We start from the raw sequence: 19,450 nt of genomic DNA on the forward strand, positions 1-19,450 counted from the left end.
GCTCAGCCCCTCGCTGTATTAGCGGCTGGGTTCGAGACCCAACCCCAGGCGAGCAGCTCCGGCAATGACACGCCCTGGGCGTTGCTGAGGTCGGCGATCTGAGTGCGGCAGGAATAGCCATCGGCGAGAACGACCCGCGTCCGGTCACCATCGCCTTCAACGGCTCCCGTCCCGGCAGCTCCACCAGCCCCAACCGCATTCGGGGTCCGGTCACGCAGTGCCTCCTGCTCGCGCAACGCCGGCAGCAGAGCCACTTCGGCCACGGCGACCGAGGTCTCATAGTGGCCCTCTTCGACGCCGAAGTTTCCGGCCAGACCGCAGCAGCCGCCCAGGAACTTCGAGGCGGCACCGGTTCTGGCCAGGAGTTCCTTGTCTGCGGCGTTGCCGAAGATCGCCGACTGATGACAGTGCGGCTGGACCAGAGCCTCGACCCCGTCCAGGCGCGGAAGTTCGGCGCCGACGCTGAGCAGGTATTGGGCGAAGGTCTGCACACGTGCCGCGACCCGGGCCGAGGCCTCATTCGCCAAGAGCTTCTGCGAATCGTCCTTCAGAGTCGCCAGGCATGAGGGTTCGACCCCGATGATCGGCACATCCCCGGTGGCATCGAGCGCGCTGATCGTCTGACCCAGATTCGCCTTCGCCGCGTCGAGCTGCCCGGTTGAGATCAGCGGCAGGCCACAGCACACGGTCTGGTCGATGACGCGCACGGTGACACCCGCGCGCTCGAGCACGGCCACGGCGGCCGCGAGGATGCGCGGTGCGAAATGATTCGACCACGAATCGGCGAACAGAACGACTTCGCGTGTCTTCGTCCCGGCCCCCACCTCGGCGGGGGTGGAGCCTGAGGTCTTCCACCACTTGCGGAAGGTCGTGGCCGCGAACTGGGGGATGGACCTGCGGACATCGATCCCGGCCATCTTCTTGGCCACGCTCGTCAGCCCAGGCAGCCCCGAGACACGGTTGATCACCGGCGCCAGGGGAGTGATGGCGCGCGCCAGCTGCGGGAGGAACCCGAGCGAATAGTGCTTCATCGGGCGCAGCCTGCCCTTATAGGACTGGTAGAGAACCTCGGCCTTATACGTGGACATGTCCGTCCCCGTCGGGCACTCGGTGCCGCAGGCCTTGCAGGACAGGCAGAGATCGAGGGCGTCAGCGACCTCGGGGGACTGCCATGAGGAATCGAGGAGATCCCCGGACACCATCTCCTGCAGCACCCTGGCACGACCACGGGTGGAATGCCGTTCATCGCGGGTGGCCTGGTAGGACGGGCACATGACGCCACCGCTGTCGGCGGAATCGGCGCGGCATTTGCCGACACCGGTGCACCGATGCACGGCCGAGGCGAACCCAGCGGACTCACCCTCGTAGCTCATCGCCAAACTGCCGGGCAGCTCCTCCCGCAGCGGCAGCTGGGTCAGTCGCAGCGACTCGGTCAGCGCATCGGGATCGACGATGACACCCGGATTGAGCAGATACTGCGGGTCGAAGAGCTCCTTGACCTCCTTGAACAGATCGAGCACCGCCGGCGGATAGACGAGACGCAGCAGCTCGGACCGAGCCCGACCATCCCCATGCTCACCGGAGACGGACCCGCCGTAGCGGGCCACAAGCTTCGTCGCAGCGACCATGAACGTCCGCATCACCTCCGGACCGTCGGGATCCTCGAGCGGAAAGTCCACCCGCATGTGCAGGCACCCGTCACCGAAGTGCCCGTAGGGAATTCCCCACAGCCCATGCTCGGTGAGCAGTTCCATGAGATCACGCAGGTAGTCGCCGAGGTTGTCCACCGGAACCGCAGAATCCTCCCACCCGGCGTGGGCGTCACGACCATCCGGCGTCCGCGACACGAGACCGGCGCCATCGGCGCGGATCCCCCAGATCTCGGCGGCGGCCTGGGCACCCAGCACGGCAGAGTCCAAGGCAGCAGACTCCCGGATCAGTCGTTTCGTCTCATCCACCAGCTCGGCTTCGTCCTCGCCGGTGAGCTCAACCACGAGCCAGCCGGCGCCCTCGGGCAGACGGGGGACAGCCTCGGCGCCCTTGGTCTCGATGACCCGATCGAGCATGCGCTTGTCGAGGCCCTCGCAGGCCGCAACCGGAAAGCCCTTGAGCAGGGGAGCGTCGTGTGCGGCCGCGACCATGTCCTCATATCCGAGCACCACTGCCGCGGTGTTGTCGGGGTCTTTGACCAGACGCATCTTCGCGGCAAGGACGATGCCCCAGGTGCCTTCGGATCCGGCGAAGGCCCGACGCAGGTCGAAGTCGTTCTCCGGCAGCAGGGATTCGAGTCCATATCCGGAGACCTGGCGAGAGAAGGTGCCCAGATTCGTCCGGATGGTGCCCAGCTGCCCGGCGACGAGTTCGTGCAGGCGCGGGAACGTCTCTGAGGAGTCGGTGTCGTCGAGGGTGACGACGGTGCCGTCGACGAGCATGACGACCAGGGCGAGGATGTTGTCGCCGGTGCGACCGTAGCCCAGCGCACGTGGTCCGCAGGCGTTGTTGCCGATCATTCCGCCGATCGTGCAGCGCGTGTGGGTGGAGGGGTCTGGGCCGAAGCGCAGTCCGTGGGGTCGTGCCTGCGCCTGCAGGTGGGCGTGGATGCATCCGGCTTGGACCCAGGCCGACTGTGCGTCGGGGTCGAGTGAGAGGACCTCATTCATATGGCGGGAGAAGTCGAGGATGATGCCTGTGCTGATCGCATTCCCGGCGATCGAGGTGCCGGCCCCGCGGCTGGTGATGGGAACACCCAGTCGACGTGCGACTGCCAGTGTGGATGAGACGTCTGCTTCGTCGTGCGGGAACACGATGGCCTGCGGAACCAGGCGGAACAGGGACGCATCCGAGGTATAGGCGGCACGATCGGTGTCATCGACGCTGAAATCACGCACGCCCGCAGTCCTCAGCTCGGTTGAGAGAACATCGGCGAGGGACATCTCTGTCTCCGCAGACGTTCGACGTGCACCAGTGCTATGAACCGAAGTCGTCATGTTCGCATTGTGCCACTTCACGTATGCCCCGTGTACTCCCCGCGCTCGGCGTGGGACAGTGCCGACTCCGGACAGAGCAGACCGACGTACAGAGGGCAGGAGGGAGCCGGGATGTTATTGAACTGTTATAAAACAGGACCGGGACAGTGCCTTCTCTTCTGTAATTCGGTAATTATTGGATTATTGTCATATGCATGGTATTTAATGGAACTACACCATTAGCTGGCATCGAGCCAGAGTCGTAAGCAAGGGAAGAAACCATGTCGCGTCGAGCCCGTGAATTAACAGTTGACCAGACAGCCTTAGTTGGTGCAGTCCGGAAGGTTTCTCGTCAACGAGCAAAAATCAACACCGATTACGTGATGGCGATTCTTCGTGCCCGTGAAGAGGGTGCGACCTTCGGTTCCATCGCCGAAGCGGCAGGCACCTCATCGCAGGCGGTGCAGGAGATCGTGCGTCGGCATGGGCAGGTCCAGCGCCCCGATGCCGCCAAGTCCGTTCCAGCTCCCGCAAAATAAGGCCAAAAGGGTGCCGTGGAGGCACCCGAGCGCTGCAGGTCGACCGAGGTGGGACAAGAGGCCCGCGCATCACAATGAGGTGATCAGCGCGGGCGCCCACCTCGGGCGTTGAGTCATGTGTGAAGTCATTCGTTTTATCACTATCTGATAACAAGACCTCTTTATTGTGGAAATCATGTGAAGAGCGTGCATGCGACATTAATGGAGCGATTGCACTCGGGTAATGAAGACTCGTTCTGAATGCGAACGAATGTGATCGAAAAGTTTGCTTTCGGATCATCGATTTCTGTTCCCTGCAACGAGGCGCAGTCGGTCGAATTCTCCGTGGCAGTCGACCCTGACAGAGCGCCTGAGCGGCTTAGATACAAGAAGTACACACTCGCATCTGTATTGCAGTGTTGTTACACGAGGCGGTTGGCGAGGGCCGACTAGAGTTGAACCATGAGCTCCGAGACAAACCTTCTGCCCAGTGATGTCAGTGAACTTCCCCTGATCCGGATCGCCTCGGATCTGGCCACGATGGCGTGGGAGCAGATGGTGGCCTGGCGCAGTTCCCTCGGTGCACAGCTTGACGCCTCCGTGGTGGACACGAAGACCTCACCCAATGACCTCGTGACTCTCGCAGATGCGCAGATCGAATCACTGGTCCGCGGCTACCTGACGAAGGTTCGACCCGCTGACATCATGGTCGGCGAAGAGGGCGCCCCAGCGCTGGACCCCACCGGCTTCTTCGACACCCAGCTTCTGAGCCGACTCAACTGCTTTGATCCCGGCAGCAATGATCTGCTCGATACGAGCGACCATGGTCAGCCCCTGGAATGGCACGTCGATCCCATCGACGGCACTGTCAACTATGTGCGCAACATCGAACACTATGCGTTCTCCGTCGGCGTCTGTGAGGCAGGCGAAGACCATGGCCGAGGACTGGGCGAGGAAGGATGGCTCATCGGACTCGTCGCATCCCCTGGGCTGAATGCCACGTGGCTCGGTGCGAAGGGTCAGGGCTCCTACCGCGTCGAGGGACAGCTGTCCGAGGCTCGAGGGTCGACGCTGGCCATCCCCGCTCGACGGCTGTACGGCACACCAGCCGGACTCTCCGGAAGACTGCTGGCAACCGGCTTCGCCTACACCGGGGACAATCGCGGTCCGCAGCTGGCGAAGCTGCTGACCCTCATGGACGGCTACGACGACATTCGTCGCTGCGGATCGGCGGCCATTGACCTGTGCATGCTCGCAGAAGGCAAGGTCAACAGCTATGCCGAACGAGGCCTGGGGATCTATGACTATGCCGGCGGCGGAGTCATTGCCGCCGAGGCCGGCGCTTCTGTGCACCGCGGTGGATCCGGTGGCCCCACGGCTGCCGCAGAATCCGAGCAGGAAGCGCGACGACTCATCGCCTCGATCTGACAGGCCCCTATCTGACAGGTCGATACGGCTGACTACTTCCGCCGTGAATGTGAGAAGAATAATGTTAGATTACTGTCACGTATTGTGTGAAGCTTAGGCTAAGCTAATTCACGGTTCGTATTCATCTGACATCAATGACATCTGCAGGAAGTAGATCACCATGGTTTCGTCTCGCCTCCGTCTCAGCGCCCTGGCCGGCGTGGTCGCACTCGCTCTAGCCGGATGTGGCCAAGCTGCCGCCGAGGACACCGGCGCCGACGCCGATTCGAGCAGCACCATCGACATCGAAGACAACAACGGAACGCAGACCGTGGTGAGTCCTCCCACCTCGGTGGTCGCCACGGACAACCGCACCTTCGAGACCCTGGACGCCTGGGACATCGAACTCAGCGCCGCCGCGGTCTCCCTGATGTCCGAGGACCTCAGCTACACGAAGGACGACTCGGTCCTCGACCTCGGCTCGCACCGCGAACCCGACCTGGAGAAGATCGTCGAGGCCAAGCCGGACCTCGTCATCAATGGCCAGCGATTCGCGCAATTCCACGACGACCTCGCGAAGCTAGCGCCCGAGGCCACGGTGCTCGAGCTCGATCCTCGCGACGGCGAGGACTTCGGATCGGAACTCAAGCGCCAGACGACCGTCCTGGGTGAAGTCTTCGGCAAACAGGACGAGGCGAAGAAGATCATCGACGACTACGACGCCTCGGTGAAACGAGCCAAGGCGGCCTATGACAGCAGTGACACGGCCATGGGCCTCATCACCTCGGCGGGTGACATCGGCTATTCCGCACCCTCGACCGGACGCACCGTCGGACCGGTCTTCGACGCCCTCGGTCTCAGTCCTGCCCTTGAAGTCGAGGCGAGCAGCGAAGATCACCAGGGAGATGACATCTCGGTCGAAGCCATCGCAGACTCCAAACCCGATCTCATGGTCGTCATGGATCGCGATGCCTCATTCGCACCCGAGGAGCGCGATGAAGGCTCGGCGCCCGCTGCCGAAGTCCTCGAGGACTCCGAAGCGCTCAAGGACGTTCCCGCGATCAAGGACGACAAGATCGTCTACTTCCCGCAGGACACCTACCTCAACGAAGGAATTCAGACCTACACCGAGTTCTACAACTCCTTCGCAGACAAGCTCGAAGAGCAGAAGTAATGATTCCCAGCTGTAATTGAGATCGAGAGTATGACGAGTACACGCAACGGCCCCACCACTCACGGTGGCGACGTCGGCCCGACGGCGACGGATACCGGTGTCTCCACAGGAGGTGGTGCCACCTCGGCGAGGAAGGGCTCTGCCGAGGTGAAGAGCCCGCTGCTGAGCTGGAAGCTCGCGGCGGGCGTCGTCGGTGTCCTGCTGCTGCTCGTCCTCTCCCTGTTGACCGGCGTCTACGACATCTTCGGCGGTGACGGCGGAGCCGAGATGTTCCAGATCACCCGTGTGCCGCGCACCATTGCACTTGTCCTCTCCGGGGCGGCGATGGCGATGTGCGGTCTGGTCATGCAGCTGCTGACGCAGAACCGATTCGTCGAACCGACGACAACGGGCACCACCGAATGGGCCGGGCTGGGCCTCATGCTCACCGTCATCGTCTACCCGGACGCCTCCATCCTGGCCCGAATGATCGGGGCCATCATCGCCGCCTTCATCGGCACACTCGTCTTCTTCCTGTTCCTGCGCCGGGTCTCGCTGAAGTCATCGCTCATCGTGCCCATCATCGGCATCATGCTCGGTGCGGTGGTCGGGGCGATCTCGACCTTCGTTGCCGTCCAGGCCGATATGCTCCAGAGCCTGGGCATCTGGTTCGCCGGCAGCTTCACCTCGATCCTGCGCGGACAGTACGAGATACTGTGGGTCGTCGTCATCGTCGTGATCGCGGTCTTCATCGCCGCCGACCGGTTCACCGTGGCCGGTCTGGGCAAAGAAGTCGCGACGAACGTCGGACTCAACTACAACCAGGTCATCCTCATCGGCACCATACTCGTGGCCATCGCCACGGGCGTCGTCACGGTGGTCGTCGGCAGTCTGCCGTTCCTCGGCCTCATCGTCCCCAACATCGTGTCGATGATCCGCGGCGATGACCTGCGCAGCAATCTGCCCTGGGTGTGCCTGCTGGGCATCGCCATCGTCACGATCTGCGACCTCATCGGCCGAGTCATCATTATGCCCTTCGAGCTGCCCGTCTCAGTCATCCTCGGGGTCGTCGGTGCCGCCGTGTTCGTCGGGCTTCTCCTGCGACAGCGGAAGCGGGGCTGAGGCGCACCATGAGCGCAGAGACGACAGAATCCACGACCTCCCCGACGACGAGTCGCTCGGAGCAGGGGAAGACAACCACGTTCTCGAACGCCCCGTCGAAGACGGCGACGCGTGGGACCACGCCGACGAAGCGACGGACCGCGTCGACGAAGCGACGGACCACGCCGACGACGAAGCGACGGACCGCGTCAGCGTTGGCGCCGACCGGAGAACAGCCTCGGCGATCTTCCGGCTCTTTGGGGACTGCCAAGGCCAGGTGGCGTTACTGGTCGATCATGATCGGCCTCATCATCGCCTCGGCGGCCATCGCTCTGGGCCTCCTGGCCTGGGATAATCCGATGCCGATCACCGACGACGGATTCTGGCTCATCGCGCAGCTGCGGATGAAGAACCTCGCCGTCATCGCGATCGTCGCCCTGTGCCAGGCGTTCGCGACCGTGGCGTTTCAGACGGTGACGAACAACCGGATCATCACGCCCTCGATCATGGGCTTCGAATCTCTGTACGTGGCCATCCAGACCGGGGCCATGTACTTCGTCGGGGTCACCGCGATCGTCGACCTCAAGGGGCTGGTGCCCTTCACCGTGCAGCTGCTGCTCATGGTCGGGCTCTCGTTGGCGCTCTACGGGTGGCTGCTCTCGGGCAGGTACGGGAACATTGCGATCATGCTGCTCATCGGCGTCGTCATCGGCGGCGGGCTCGGATCGATCGCGACGTTCATGCAGCGGACCCTGACACCGAGTGAATTCGACGTCCTCGCGGCCCGCCTCTTCGGCTCGGTCTCGAACTCGGACTCCAGCTATCTGCCGGTCTCGATTCCGCTGTGCTTGCTCGCCTGCGCTGCGATCTACTTGATGTCCTCGCGACTCAACGTCCTCGCTCTCGGCCGGGACACAACCAGCAACCTGGGGCTGAATCACAAGTTCGAAATGATGAAGGTCCTCTTCTTCGTCTCGATTCTCATGGCGGTGTCCGTGTCGATGATCGGGCCGATGATCTTCCTCGGCTTCCTGGTCGCAATGCTCGCCTACAAGTTCTCCGACACCTATGACCACAAATACGTGCTGCCGATGGCGGCCCTCCTCGGGTTCGTCGTCCTGGGCGGGGCGTACTTCGTCATGAAGAACCTGTTCTACGCAGAGGGCGTCGTGTCGATCATCATCGAGGTCATCGGCGGCGGCGCATTCCTCATCGTCATCATGAGAAAGGGACGCCTGTGATCACCCTGAACCAGGTCCGCAAGGCCTATGGCAACGACGTCGAGATCGGACCCGTCGACGTGGAGATCCCCGCCGGGGGAGTCACCGCGCTGGTCGGGCCCAACGGTGCCGGAAAGTCGACGCTGCTGACGATGATCGGGCGTCTGCTGGGTATCGACGACGGGGCGATCGAGGTCGCCGGATACGACGTGTCGTCCACAAAGTCGAAGGACCTGGCGAAGATCGTGTCCATCCTGCGCCAGGAGAACCACTTCATCACCCGGCTCACGATCCGCCAGCTCGTCGGATTCGGCCGCTTCCCCTATTCCAAGGGGCGTCTCACGACCGCCGATGAGGAGATCATCTCGCAGGCGATCGACTTCCTCGAACTGGCCGAACTCGAAGATCGGTTCATCGACGAACTCTCCGGTGGTCAGCGACAGCGTGCCTACGTGGCAATGGTCCTGGCCCAGGACACCGACTACGTGCTGCTGGACGAACCGCTGAACAACCTCGACATGAAGCACTCCGTGCAGATGATGGCTCACCTGCGTCGGGCCGCCACCGAAATGGGGCGGACCATCGTCATCGTCCTCCACGACATCAACTTCGCCGGTCACTACGCCGACCACATCTGTGCTGTGAAGACCGGCAGCGTGGTGGAGTTCGGAACGCCTGCGGAGATCATGACCGCCGAGGTGCTCTCCCGCGTATTCGACACCCCGGTCGAGGTCATCGACGGGCCCCGCGGCCGGCTGGCTGTTTACTACTGAAGCGCTGTCGACCTATGAGTGCGGGTTGTCGACGGCAGGCCGGACCCACACCCAGCGGCGAGCCGCCACGATGAGCATGGTGACGAGGCCGAGGATGAGGATCCCGTCGGCGGCGATGTAGAACAGGTGCAAGCTCGACCCGCCGTCGTCGACACCGGCGAGGACAGCATCCGTGCGGTTGTTGAGCAGGGGGCGGATGACGGTGACCTTGATGATGAGGACGGCGATCATGCCGCAGGCCAACCACCGGTACAACCGGCCCACATGGTCTTTGAGCACCGACCACAGCAGGATCACGGCGATGCCGATCTCCACCCAGTTCATGGCCGTGAAGACCAGTCGGCCGATGCCCAGGCCCAGCGGGATCGTGATGCCCGGGGCGGTGAACTTCAGCGGCGCCTCGATCAGCGAGATGCCGATGATGAGACCGAGCCAGATGGCGGGAAGTATGACGCGGGCACCAGCGGAGAGTCGGGTGTCCTGAGAGCTGAAAACATTGGCCATGCCCCGAATTCTACTCCCGGTAGAAAGTGTGCCGTGCGGAAGTGCGGCACCAGGGCCGGCGGGGCGGGGAAGAACTGCCGTGCACACCTGCCGGGAAGAGCGGTCCCTGCGCTCTAGACTGGTGCTCATGCGTCTGTTCTCCAACGCCGTCGTGCGAAGTTTTGACCCCGCCGCCCCTGACACCACCTCGGCGGTCGCACCCGACTCGATCCTCGTCAACGGCGAGAAGATCGTGGCCGTGGGAACCAGGGCTGAACTGCTCGACATCGCCGCCACAGAATCCTCGACGGCGGCAGCGCTCGCCTCGGCGGGTGGAATCGGTGCCACCACGGTGATTCCAGGCCTCGAGATCGAAGAGATCGACTGCGCCGGCCAGGTCATCCTGCCCGGCCTCGTCGACGCCCACATGCACTCCGTCCACTACGCGGACTCCCTGACCGACCTTGATCTTTCCAACGTCCGATCCCTCGCCGAGGCGGTCGAGGCCATCCGTGAACGCGCCAGTCAGATGCCCTTCGGTGAATGGGTGGTCGGGTCCGGGTGGGACCTCAATAAGTGGGATGACCCGCGATACCCCGATCGGCAACTGCTCGACCAGGCCGTGCCCGACCATCCCGTGGCGATGTGGTCGGTCGATCTGCACACGCTTTGGACGAACGCCCATGGGCTCGAGATCGCCGGCATCGATGACCTCACTGCAGATCCGTTCGGCGGGGAGTTCGTGCGCGACGACGAGGGATGGCTGACCGGACTGGTCCGCGAAGACGCCACCGACCTGGTGGCCCGCTACATTCCCGAACCCACGCGTGAGGAACAGGTCGAACGACTCGACCGCACCCAGAAGCTGTTCCTGTCCCAGGGACTGACCGGGATCCATGACTTCGACTCCATCGCCTCGACCCTGGGCTGGTATGACCTGCGCGAAGCCGACCAGCAGCACATTCGAGTCACGAAATACCTGCGCGGACCCGAGGTGCCCTGGGCGATCGAAACCGGATGGCACACCGGCGACGGCGATGACTGGCTGCACCGAGGCGGGCTGAAGCTCTTCTCCGACGGAGCCCTGGGCTCGCACACCAGCCACATGTCCTCACCGTTCCCCGACCCGAACGCACACGATGACGCACACGACAGCGAGCGGGACGTCGAAGCCGAGCAGGACGCCGAAGCAGTGGAGACGACGGACCGTGAGCGGGACGACGCATCCGGGGACCTCGGTGTCTCCGCAGAAGCATCCGAGCAGGAGTACTACACATACCCCGGATCACTGCCCGAAGAGGCACTGAGCACCGAGGCGGTCGACGCCAACTACGGGATCGCCCAGATGTCAGAGGACGACCTCTTCGACAACGCCAGGCTCGCCACCGAGGCCGGCATCTCGGTGGCCATCCACGCCATCGGCGACCAGGCCAACCACCACGTGCTCAACGTCTTCGAACGCCTCCGCGAAACCACGAAAGACGCCGAGGAGCGCTTCGAGCGACCCCTGCGTCACCGGGTCGAACACGCCCAGTTCATCCAACCGGACGATGTCGCCCGATTCGCCGAACTCGACGTCATCGCCTCCATGCAGCCACGCCACTGCATCTCTGATCTGCACCTGCTCCACCTCATCGACGAATCGGCCCAGCTCGCCGCCTACGCCTGGCCCGACCTGCTGAGCGCGGGAGCGCATGTGGCCTTCGGCTCCGACGGTCCGGTCGAACCAGCCAATCCCTTCGCCGCGATCTATGCGGCGATGACCAGGGCCAACATCTCCGGAGATACGACGACGAGCTTCCAACCTCGGCGGCGGCTCTCTGCCACGGAAGCCATTCGGCAGCACACCTTCGGCCCCGCGTACGCGGCAGGACTCGATGATCGCCGAGGTTATCTGGCACCGGGCATGGACGCTGACTTCATCGTCGTCGACACCGACCCCTGCACCGCCGAGGGTCTGACGGAGCTGACCACGCTCGACCACGACGGGCTGCTCGGCTATGAGTCCGAGGAAGCGCTCTTCGCCCACGCCGAGGCGATCCGTGACACCACGGTCGCACTGACCGTGGTCGGCGGCCAGGTGAAGTACCAGGCCTGACCTGCCGCGCACCCGCCGACCGTTGCGTTGCGACGGCCCACCCCTCATCTCGTCCTGCCGATAAGGATCCTTACGCATGCCTCGTTCGTTCATGGCTCAGGCACAGAAGATCGATGCCGCCACCCCCGCTTCCCGCAACCGCGAGGTCGACTTCCTCCGTGCTGCTGCGATCACCGTCGTCGTGCTGGGACACTGGACGATCATCGCGGTCAGCTCCACCGGAGGCATCGAACCGCATGGACTCCTCGATGAAGCCCGCTGGACTCACCCGCTGACATGGGTGTTCCAGGTGATGCCGATCTTCTTCCTCGTGGGCGGCTACTCCAACGCACTGTCCTGGCGTTCGGCCAGGAGGAATAACACCGGCTACGCCGAATGGCTGCGGGCTCGCCTGCGCCGTTTGGGACTGCCGCTGATCCCACTGCTGCTCGTCTGGCTGGTCACCTGCATCATCGCCCTGAGCGCCGGCGCCGAGCCGGCCGCGGTGCAGTTGGCTTCACAGATGGCGCTGGTGCCCACTTGGTTCCTGGCCGCCTACCTGCTCGTCGCCATCGTCGCCCCACCCTGCCTGATGCTGTGGGAGAAGTGGGGTTGGTGGTCGATCATCCTCGGCATCGCCGCCACCGGAATCATCGACCTCATCAGCATCACCACTGGCAGCATCCTGGCCGGCTACCCCAACTATCTCCTCGTCTGGGCCAGCTTCCACCAGTTCGGCTACGCGTGGCTTGATGGCAGACTCTCGAGCCTGAAACGCTGCCTGCTGCTCTTCGCCATCGGTGCGATCGGGCTCGGACTCCTCGTCGGCTTCGGCCCCTACCCGGTCTCGATGATCACCGCCGGTACCGATGCGATCTCCAACTCGGCCCCGACCCGGGTGACCATGGCGTTCCTCGGAATGGCACAGGCAGGAATCGTGCTCATGCTGCAACGCCCGCTGGCGGCACTGCTGCGCAGCCCCGGACTGTGGATGCTCACCGTTCTGGTGAACCAGCGGATCATGACCTGGTTCCTGTGGCATCTCACCGCGCTGACGGCACTGGCCCAAGTGCTCCTGGCACTCGACGCCGAGGCACTTCTGCCCACCCCGCTGACCGGTGTGTGGTGGCTGACCCGTCCGCTGTGGTGCCTGGGGCTGCTCGCGATCACCGGCCTCCTCGTGGTGATCTTCGGCCGGTTCGAGACACCGCAGCCTGATGATCGCCCAGCACCGAAAATTTGGATGCCGATCCTCGCCGCCGCATCGATCTGTGCGGGACTGGCGATCATGGCAGACGTGGGAATGGTCGACGCCAACGGTGTGACCTGGATCTGGCCGCTGCTGCCGTTGGCGGGCATGCTCGTCTTCGGTGTGGTCAAACTCCCACGTACATTCTCCCGCCGAGGTTGACCCCACACAGCGAAGAGCCGACGTCCCCGCGGGGACGTCGGCTCACCTCGGCGCCGGTGATCTGCTGATCAGTGACGCGCGACGATCAGATGTGGCGACCGCCGGAGATCTCGGTGACGGTGCCGGTGAGGTAGCTGGAGAGGCCGGAGGCCAGGAACAGCACTACCGAGGCGACCTCTTCGGGCTCACCGGGACGGCCCAGGGGGATCTCGGCGAGCTTCGAGTCGATGGCGTGCTGGGGCATGGCCGCGGTCATCGCGGTGTTGATGAAACCGGGCTGGATCGCGTTGATGCGGATGCCCTTGAATGCGACCTCCTTGGCCACGGCCTTCGTCATGCCGACGATGCCGGCCTTCGCTGCCGAGTAGTTCGACTGGCCGAGCATGCCGACCTTGCCGCTGATGGAGGAGACGTTGACGATCGCGCCGCCGCGGTCCTGTTCGCGCATGAGACCGGTGGCGACCTTGAGCCCGTTCCAGGTTCCGCGCAGGTGGACGGAGATGACGTCGTCGAACTCCTTCTCGGTCATCTTCCGGATCGTCGCATCGCGGGTGATTCCGGCGTTGTTGACCCAGATGTCGACGCCACCGAAGGTCGTCGTGGCCGCCTCGGCGAGTTTCTCAACGTTGTCCAGTGAGGCCACATTGCACACGACCCCGGCAGCAGAGTCGACACCGCCGAGTTCGGCGACGGCTGCCTGCAGGCTCTCCTCATTCATGTCGCCGAGGACGACCTTTGCTCCGGAGTTGACGAGGCTGCGGGCCATGGCCAGGCCGAGTCCCTGGGCGCCGCCGGTGACGACGGCGACCTTGCCGGTGAGCAGGCCGGGGATCTCGGAGATGCCCTGGGTGGTGGAGGCGGTGGTGGCTGGTGCGTCGGTCATCAGGTCCTTCTTTCCTTGCATGAGGATGTGTCTTCTCAGCGTGTAGACGAGTTACAGGTTGAACTGTGGTTTGTGGGCGCCCTTGAGCAGCTGTCGGGCAACGACGACGCGCTGGACTTCCGAGGTGCCCTCATAGATGCGGAAGAGACGAGCGTGACGGTAGAAGCGCTCGACGGCGGACTCGCGCATGTAGCCCGTTCCGCCCTGGATCTGGACACCCTTATCGGCGATGCGGCCCAGTGCTTCGGAGGCGAAGAGCTTCGCAGAACTGGGGCCAAGCTTCCGATCCTCCTCGGCATCCCAACGTTTCGCAGCCGCGAGCACCAGGGCCTTGGCGGCGGCGGTTTCGGTGTACATATCGGCGAGCATGGCCTGGACCAGCTGGAACCGGGCGATGGGCTCTCCGCCCTGTTTCGCCTCGGCGGCGTAGTTCACGGACTCATCGAGGATGCGGGTGGCCTGGCCCACGCAGATCGCGGCGATGTGCAGGCGACCCTTGTTCAGTGAGGCCATCGCGGCGTAGAAGCCCTTCTCCTCCTCTCCGCCGATGAGGTTCGCGGCGGGGATGCGGACGTCGTCGAAGAAGATCTCCGAGGTCCACGCTCCGGCCTGTCCCATTTTGTTGTCATGTGTTCCGACGGTGACGCCGGCAGTTTTCGTCGGGACGAGGAAGACGGAGATGCCCTTCGAGCCCTTTGCGTTCGGGTCGGTGCGGGCGAAGACCATGAGGACATCGGAGGACTCGGCGTTGGTGATGAAGCGCTTGCTGCCGTTGATGACGTAGTCGTCGCCCTCACGCACGGCGCGGGTGCGCATGCCCGAGGGGTCGGACCCGGCCTCAGATTCGGTGAGAGCGAATGAGGCCACGACCTCGCCGGAGGTCAGCTTCGGCAGCCACTGGCTCTTCTGCTCATCTGTGCCGTAGTTGACGAGCACCTGCCCGGCGATGCCGTTGTTCGTGCCGAAGACGGACCGGAAGGCCGGTGTGGTGTAGCCGAGCTCCATCGCCAGCTGCGCGTCCTGTTCGGCATTCATGCCCAGGCCGCCGTATTCCTCGGGCAGCGCCCAACCGAAGAGTCCCATCTCTGCGGATTCCTTGATGATCGTCTCCGGGATGGCGTCGTTGGCCTCGATGTCGAGTTCGATGGGCACGACCTTCTCGCGGACGAATTCGCGGACGATCGAGAGGACGTCGTCGAGTTCCGAGGTATCCATTCTTCGTTCTCCTTGTGGTTGAGGTGATGTCTGTGTGGTCGCCGAGGTGGCTGCCGGGTTTCGCCGAGGTGGTCTAGAGGCTGTCGAGCCAGGCTCGGACCCGATCGGAGTCGGCCCCTAGTTCTGGCGGGGCGAGGTCGTAGGAGACCTCGGACTTCGACAGGGTGATCGGATTGCGGATCGTGGGGATGACGCGCTCGCCGCCGCCGGTGTCGACGATGGGTTCGAGGCCGAGGTCCTTTGCGCGTTCGACTCCCTGGGCGATGGAGTTGATCGGTGCGCAGGGCAGGCCGACGGCAGTGAGTTTCTCGAACCACTTCTGAGCCGTGTGGGCTTGGAGGGCCTCGAGAAGTTCGGGTTCGAGCTGGTCGCGATTGGCGTTGCGGGTCTTGGCCTTGGCGAAGCGTTCGTCCTCGGCGAGGTCCGGCCGTCCCAATGCGGTGGCGAGCTTGGCGAACTGACCGTCATTGGCTGCAGCCACGATGAGTTCGCCGTCCTTGGTCGCCATCGGCTGGTAGGGGTAGAGACTCGGGTGGGCGTTGCCCATGCGGGTCGGCGTCACACCCGCCGCTGCGTAGGCGCCCGACTGGTTGGCTAGGCCGGACATCGCTGAGGACATGAGATTGGTCTGGACCAGCTGGCCCTCGCCGGTGAGGTTCTTGTGCTGGATCGCGGCCATGATGCCGATCGTCGTGTGCAGGCCGGTGATGACGTCGAAGATCGCGACACCGGCGCGGAAGGGCGAGCCATCCGGGTCGCCGGTGACGCTCATGAATCCGGACATCGCCTGGACGAGCAGGTCGTAGCCGGGCAGGGCATTGTGGGCGCCGAAACCGGTGACCGAGGCGTAGATGACCTCGGCATTGGTCTCTGACACCGAGTCGTAGTCGAGGCCGAACTTCTTCAGCCCACCGGGTTTGAAGTTCTCAACAATGATGTCGGCCCGGGCGGCGAGCTTCTGGGCCACGGCGAGGTCATCAGCGTCAGAGAAGTCGAGGACGATGTCGTATTTGTTGCGGTTGATCGACAGATAGTAGGTGGCATCGTCATCGCGGACCGGGGGTGCCCAGTGCCTCGTGTCGTCGCCACTCGGGCCCTCGACCTTGATGACGGTGGCGCCGAGGTCGGCGAGCATCATCGTCGAATACGGGCCAGCGAGGACTCGAGAGAAGTCGACGACGAGCTGACCGCTCAAGGGGCCATTGCCGGTGCGGGGGAGGAAGCCGGCGATGGACTCGGCCCGATTGCTTGCGGTCTTACCCTGATCCGCTGGTGCCTGGCTCGCGGCTGACTCGCCATTCATCGATGAACGCTCCCGGTGATTCTGCTCGTCTCTGAGGTTTCTCAGAGTGTTTCACCCCACAATATAGCAATGTGAGCAATAATGAGAAGCAATTGTTATCGGAATTGATATTTAAGAGGACGGCGGAGGAGATCGGAACATGATGGATATTCAGCAGGTGCGTGCCTTTCTCGCCGTCGCCGAGGAACTGCACTTCGGTCGCGCCGCCGAGCGACTGGGAGTGCTCCAGCCCCCGCTGAGTCGCACGATCCGGGCGCTCGAGGACGAGCTCGGGGTCTCGCTGTTCCAGCGCACGACCCGGAATGTGAAACTCTCCCCGGAGGGCGAGGCGCTGATCGAACCTGCCCGGAAAATGCTCGAATACCAGAGCCTTGCCGTCGATTCCGTCCAGCGGGCGGCGTCGGGGGAGACCGGGCGCATCAGCTTCGGCTTCGCCAGATCCTCCTCGCGTGCTCTGGCTGCGGCACTGGTGGCAGCCTCGCGGAGGCGGAATCCGGGAATCGTCTTCAGCCTCGAGTCCAATGTCTTCGCCGAGGAGGGGCTGGCCCGACTCGTCGACGGAACCCTCGACCTCGCACTGGTCAGATGGGACAAACAGCCGCCGGGAGTGACGGGACGAACGGTCATGATCGAACGCCTGTGCGCAGCTCTGCCCGAAGACCATCGGCTGGCAGGGCGCTCCTCCCTGCGTGTCGACGAACTCGCCGACGAAGACTTCATCACACTGCCCGCCCATCCCAGTTCGACGCTGCGCGAGAACACGCTGCGATTGTGCCACGATGCCGGCTTCACGCCTCGCGTGGCGCAGGTGGCCCCGGACTCGCAGACGATTGGAGCCCTCGTCGCCGCAGGGTTGGGGATCTCAATCACCTTCGACTCGGTCTCGGCGAATACGCGTGAGGCCGGAACCGTGGCCGTGCCGCTCGACATCGAGCAGGAACCTTCGACGCTGTACCTGGCGCACCGAACCGACCATGGGAAGACGTCACTGGATGCGGTGCTGGCCCTCGCCGAGGATGTGCTGCCGACCGTGGAGTGAACTGGGCCCAGGCGAGGGGAGCCGCTGCAGCATCCGCTTCAGTCCGGTCGCATAGCGTGCGGCCATCATCTTCTGCGCCGCGACCGACAGTGGGGCAAAGGCCTTCAGCAGCGGATGCCCGGGAACCGATTCGGACGTGATGGTGACGCGCAGGCGGTCGTCCGAACTGACCGTCACAAGAAAGGTCTGTTCCCCGGACTCCAGGTGACCCGGCAGAGTGCGATAGACGAAGCCCGCCGCTCGTTGAAACTGCCGTTCCTCGTCAGTCACTTCGGTGTCGATGACCTCGACGACTTCGCACGGGCCGACCGGAACCGAAAGCTCGCGACCGCGCAGGCGCACCGCTCGACGCGGCCAGACCGGGTTGAGCCAGAGATCGACGATCTGACCGACATGCGCTCGCCGCACCGGACGCGCAATGACTCCGGCAGATTCCTGGAGCTTCCACGTCAGAATCGCCTCCCGCGCCAAGGGAAACAGCTCGGCAGATCCGAGATCGAGGGTGTGCTCCAAACGGTTCATCCGCGAACTCCTTCTGCTTTCCGTCGACTTCTCCTTGTGATCCTCGCCTGCTCCTGCCTACGATACAAATACCGCACTGAGCGAACGCTCGGTTTCCTTCACGAACGACGGAGTTCACACATGACAGAACACGCCACCACGGACGCCCAGGCTCACCTCGGCAAGCGCTTCGCAGGCCAGGTCGCACTCATCACCGGTGCCAGCCGCGGCATCGGCCTCGGCATCGCCCAGAGGCTGCAGGCCGAGGGTGCCACCGTCGTCCTCACCGCACGTAAGCCCGAGGCCCTCGCCGAGGCGGTCGCGCAGTTCCCCGAAGGCACCGCGCTGGCCATCGCCGGGAAGTCGGACAATCCCGAGCACCGTGCAGAGGTCTATGACACGATCGCGGAGAAGTTCGGTCGCCTCGACGTGTTGGTCACCAACGTCGGCATCAACCCCGTCTACGGTCCGCTCATCGACCTCGACCTCGACGCGGCCCGCAAGATCCTCGACGTCAACGTCCTCGGCACGCTCGCCTGGGTCCAGGAGGCTGTCCACCACGAGAGGCTGAACTTCCGTGAGAACAAGGGACGCGTCGTGAGCATCTCCTCCGTCGCCGGGGAGCGGCCGAGCCCGGGTATCTCCTTCTACGGCATCTCGAAGGCAGCGGTCTCACACCTGACCCGGTCCCTGGCCGTCGAACTCGGCCCGGACATCAGGGTCAACGCCGTCGCTCCTGCCGTGGTGAAGACGGACTTCGCCACCGCGCTCTATGAAGGCAGGGAAGAGGAAGTCTCGGCTGCTTACCCGGTCAAGCGCCTCGGAACTCCCGAAGACATCGCCGCTGCCGTGGCCTACCTCGCGTCCTCCGACGCGGATTGGATCACCGCCCAGGTGCTCACCGCCGACGGGGGAGTCATCACCGCCGGAGGCAATGCCTGATTCTCCTCGTTCGCTGAGGAGAATTGGCCTTTCTGGCTGAATTGACTGTGGAGGAATGGTCGCCGGAACCGTGTTCGGACGACCATTCCTCCACATCAATTGCCGTTGCTCCGCTATAAGGGGCTTTCAGGCCGGATCCCGCGGATCCGCGAATCGCGCTGAAGGCGCTCTCCGACTGCTGGTATTCGAGTCCCATCACGGTGTTTGTCCGCCGTGATCCCAGCCACTAGACTTAGCGCCATAAGTACATAGCCACACCAGCAACACGCAACACCTGACAAGCAACAAGCGAAACCACACAATTGAATACTGCCGTTAAGACATGACGTGGGAGAGCTGCTTCAAGCAGCGCCGTAGGTGCAATTCCCTCCCCGGGAAACTCTCAGGCCCAGTACCACCGATTGCAGGCATATCTGAAGGACCGCCACCGCGCTCGCGCGCTGTCAGTCTGACAGAAC

Annotated in this window: 16 protein-coding genes and 1 riboswitch; of the genes, 10 read left to right on the forward strand and 6 right to left on the reverse strand. The window is 63.8% G+C overall.

Annotated features, from left to right (window positions below; genetic code table 11):
• Positions 1-2 precede the first annotated feature (2 nt).
• Entirely contained in the window at positions 3-2,933 is a 2,931-nt protein-coding gene (locus BAUR9175_RS11435) for an FAD-binding and (Fe-S)-binding domain-containing protein (protein WP_069599349.1), read from the reverse strand.
• Positions 2,934-3,349: 416 nt separating this feature from the next.
• Here BAUR9175_RS11435 and BAUR9175_RS19380 point away from each other — a divergent pair, with 416 nt between their 5' ends.
• From BAUR9175_RS19380 to BAUR9175_RS11460, 6 genes are all read left to right on the forward strand, one after another.
• Positions 3,350-3,505 carry a hypothetical protein gene (locus tag BAUR9175_RS19380; protein WP_009883438.1) on the forward strand — a complete coding sequence of 52 codons (156 nt, stop codon included), beginning with the start codon at positions 3,350-3,352 and terminating at the stop codon, positions 3,503-3,505.
• Positions 3,506-3,946: 441 nt separating this feature from the next.
• The gene (locus tag BAUR9175_RS11440) at positions 3,947-4,912 is read left to right on the forward strand and encodes an inositol monophosphatase family protein (protein ID WP_069599350.1); all 966 of its coding nucleotides are present in this window, start codon (positions 3,947-3,949) and stop codon (positions 4,910-4,912) included.
• A gap of 160 nt (positions 4,913-5,072) precedes the next feature.
• The gene (locus BAUR9175_RS11445; RefSeq protein ID WP_069599351.1) at positions 5,073-6,065 is read left to right on the forward strand and encodes a siderophore ABC transporter substrate-binding protein; all 993 of its coding nucleotides are present in this window, start codon (positions 5,073-5,075) and stop codon (positions 6,063-6,065) included.
• Positions 6,066-6,095: 30 nt separating this feature from the next.
• Entirely contained in the window at positions 6,096-7,166 is a 1,071-nt protein-coding gene (locus BAUR9175_RS11450) for an ABC transporter permease (protein ID WP_226823965.1), read from the forward strand.
• A gap of 8 nt (positions 7,167-7,174) precedes the next feature.
• The gene (locus BAUR9175_RS11455) at positions 7,175-8,386 is read left to right on the forward strand and encodes an iron chelate uptake ABC transporter family permease subunit (protein ID WP_241211556.1); all 1,212 of its coding nucleotides are present in this window, start codon (positions 7,175-7,177) and stop codon (positions 8,384-8,386) included.
• Positions 8,383-9,138: an iron ABC transporter ATP-binding protein gene (locus BAUR9175_RS11460; RefSeq protein WP_096162449.1), complete on the forward strand. Its 756-nt coding sequence runs from the start codon at positions 8,383-8,385 to the stop codon at positions 9,136-9,138. Before BAUR9175_RS11455 ends, BAUR9175_RS11460 begins: the two co-directional genes overlap by 4 nt.
• A gap of 12 nt (positions 9,139-9,150) precedes the next feature.
• On the opposite strand, the gene BAUR9175_RS11465 is transcribed toward BAUR9175_RS11460, so the two are convergent.
• A complete protein-coding gene (locus BAUR9175_RS11465; RefSeq protein WP_009883432.1) occupies positions 9,151-9,642 on the reverse strand; it encodes a hypothetical protein in 492 nt (163 codons plus the stop codon).
• A 127-nt stretch (positions 9,643-9,769) separates the two neighbouring features.
• Between BAUR9175_RS11465 and BAUR9175_RS11470 the strand changes: the two genes are divergently transcribed.
• Both BAUR9175_RS11470 and BAUR9175_RS11475 read left to right on the forward strand, forming a co-directional pair.
• Complete coding sequence (locus BAUR9175_RS11470) at positions 9,770-11,719, forward strand: amidohydrolase (protein WP_035278815.1); 1,950 nt, start codon at positions 9,770-9,772, stop codon at positions 11,717-11,719.
• Between the two features lie 76 nt (positions 11,720-11,795).
• Complete coding sequence (locus tag BAUR9175_RS11475) at positions 11,796-13,109, forward strand: acyltransferase family protein (RefSeq protein ID WP_101583818.1); 1,314 nt, start codon at positions 11,796-11,798, stop codon at positions 13,107-13,109.
• An 85-nt stretch (positions 13,110-13,194) separates the two neighbouring features.
• Here BAUR9175_RS11475 and fabG read toward each other — a convergent pair whose 3' ends face one another.
• The 3 genes from fabG to BAUR9175_RS11490 form a co-directional block, all read right to left on the reverse strand.
• The gene (gene fabG / locus BAUR9175_RS11480) at positions 13,195-13,992 is read right to left on the reverse strand and encodes a 3-oxoacyl-ACP reductase FabG (protein WP_096146950.1); all 798 of its coding nucleotides are present in this window, start codon (positions 13,990-13,992) and stop codon (positions 13,195-13,197) included.
• A gap of 51 nt (positions 13,993-14,043) precedes the next feature.
• Positions 14,044-15,207: an acyl-CoA dehydrogenase family protein gene (locus BAUR9175_RS11485; protein ID WP_101583820.1), complete on the reverse strand. Its 1,164-nt coding sequence runs from the start codon at positions 15,205-15,207 to the stop codon at positions 14,044-14,046.
• Positions 15,208-15,280: 73 nt separating this feature from the next.
• Positions 15,281-16,510, reverse strand: a complete 1,230-nt coding sequence (locus BAUR9175_RS11490; RefSeq protein ID WP_083248629.1) for a CaiB/BaiF CoA transferase family protein — start codon at positions 16,508-16,510, stop codon at positions 15,281-15,283.
• Between the two features lie 139 nt (positions 16,511-16,649).
• Here BAUR9175_RS11490 and BAUR9175_RS11495 point away from each other — a divergent pair, with 139 nt between their 5' ends.
• The gene (locus tag BAUR9175_RS11495; RefSeq protein WP_009883426.1) at positions 16,650-17,549 is read left to right on the forward strand and encodes a LysR substrate-binding domain-containing protein; all 900 of its coding nucleotides are present in this window, start codon (positions 16,650-16,652) and stop codon (positions 17,547-17,549) included.
• Here the strand turns inward: BAUR9175_RS11495 and BAUR9175_RS11500 are convergent.
• Positions 17,496-18,071 (reverse strand): DUF1990 family protein, encoded by a 576-nt coding sequence (locus tag BAUR9175_RS11500; RefSeq protein ID WP_029417090.1) that lies wholly within the window; start codon positions 18,069-18,071, stop codon positions 17,496-17,498. The genes BAUR9175_RS11495 and BAUR9175_RS11500 overlap by 54 nt on opposite strands.
• A 120-nt stretch (positions 18,072-18,191) precedes the next feature.
• Between BAUR9175_RS11500 and BAUR9175_RS11505 the strand changes: the two genes are divergently transcribed.
• Positions 18,192-18,992 carry an SDR family oxidoreductase gene (locus BAUR9175_RS11505; RefSeq protein ID WP_101583822.1) on the forward strand — a complete coding sequence of 267 codons (801 nt, stop codon included), beginning with the start codon at positions 18,192-18,194 and terminating at the stop codon, positions 18,990-18,992.
• A 318-nt stretch (positions 18,993-19,310) separates the two neighbouring features.
• A riboswitch (glycine riboswitch) is annotated at positions 19,311-19,399 on the forward strand.
• The last annotated feature ends 51 nt before the right edge of the window (positions 19,400-19,450 follow it).

It is taken from the genome of Brevibacterium aurantiacum (assembly GCF_900169065.1).
Lineage (GTDB): Bacteria > Actinomycetota > Actinomycetes > Actinomycetales > Brevibacteriaceae > Brevibacterium > Brevibacterium aurantiacum.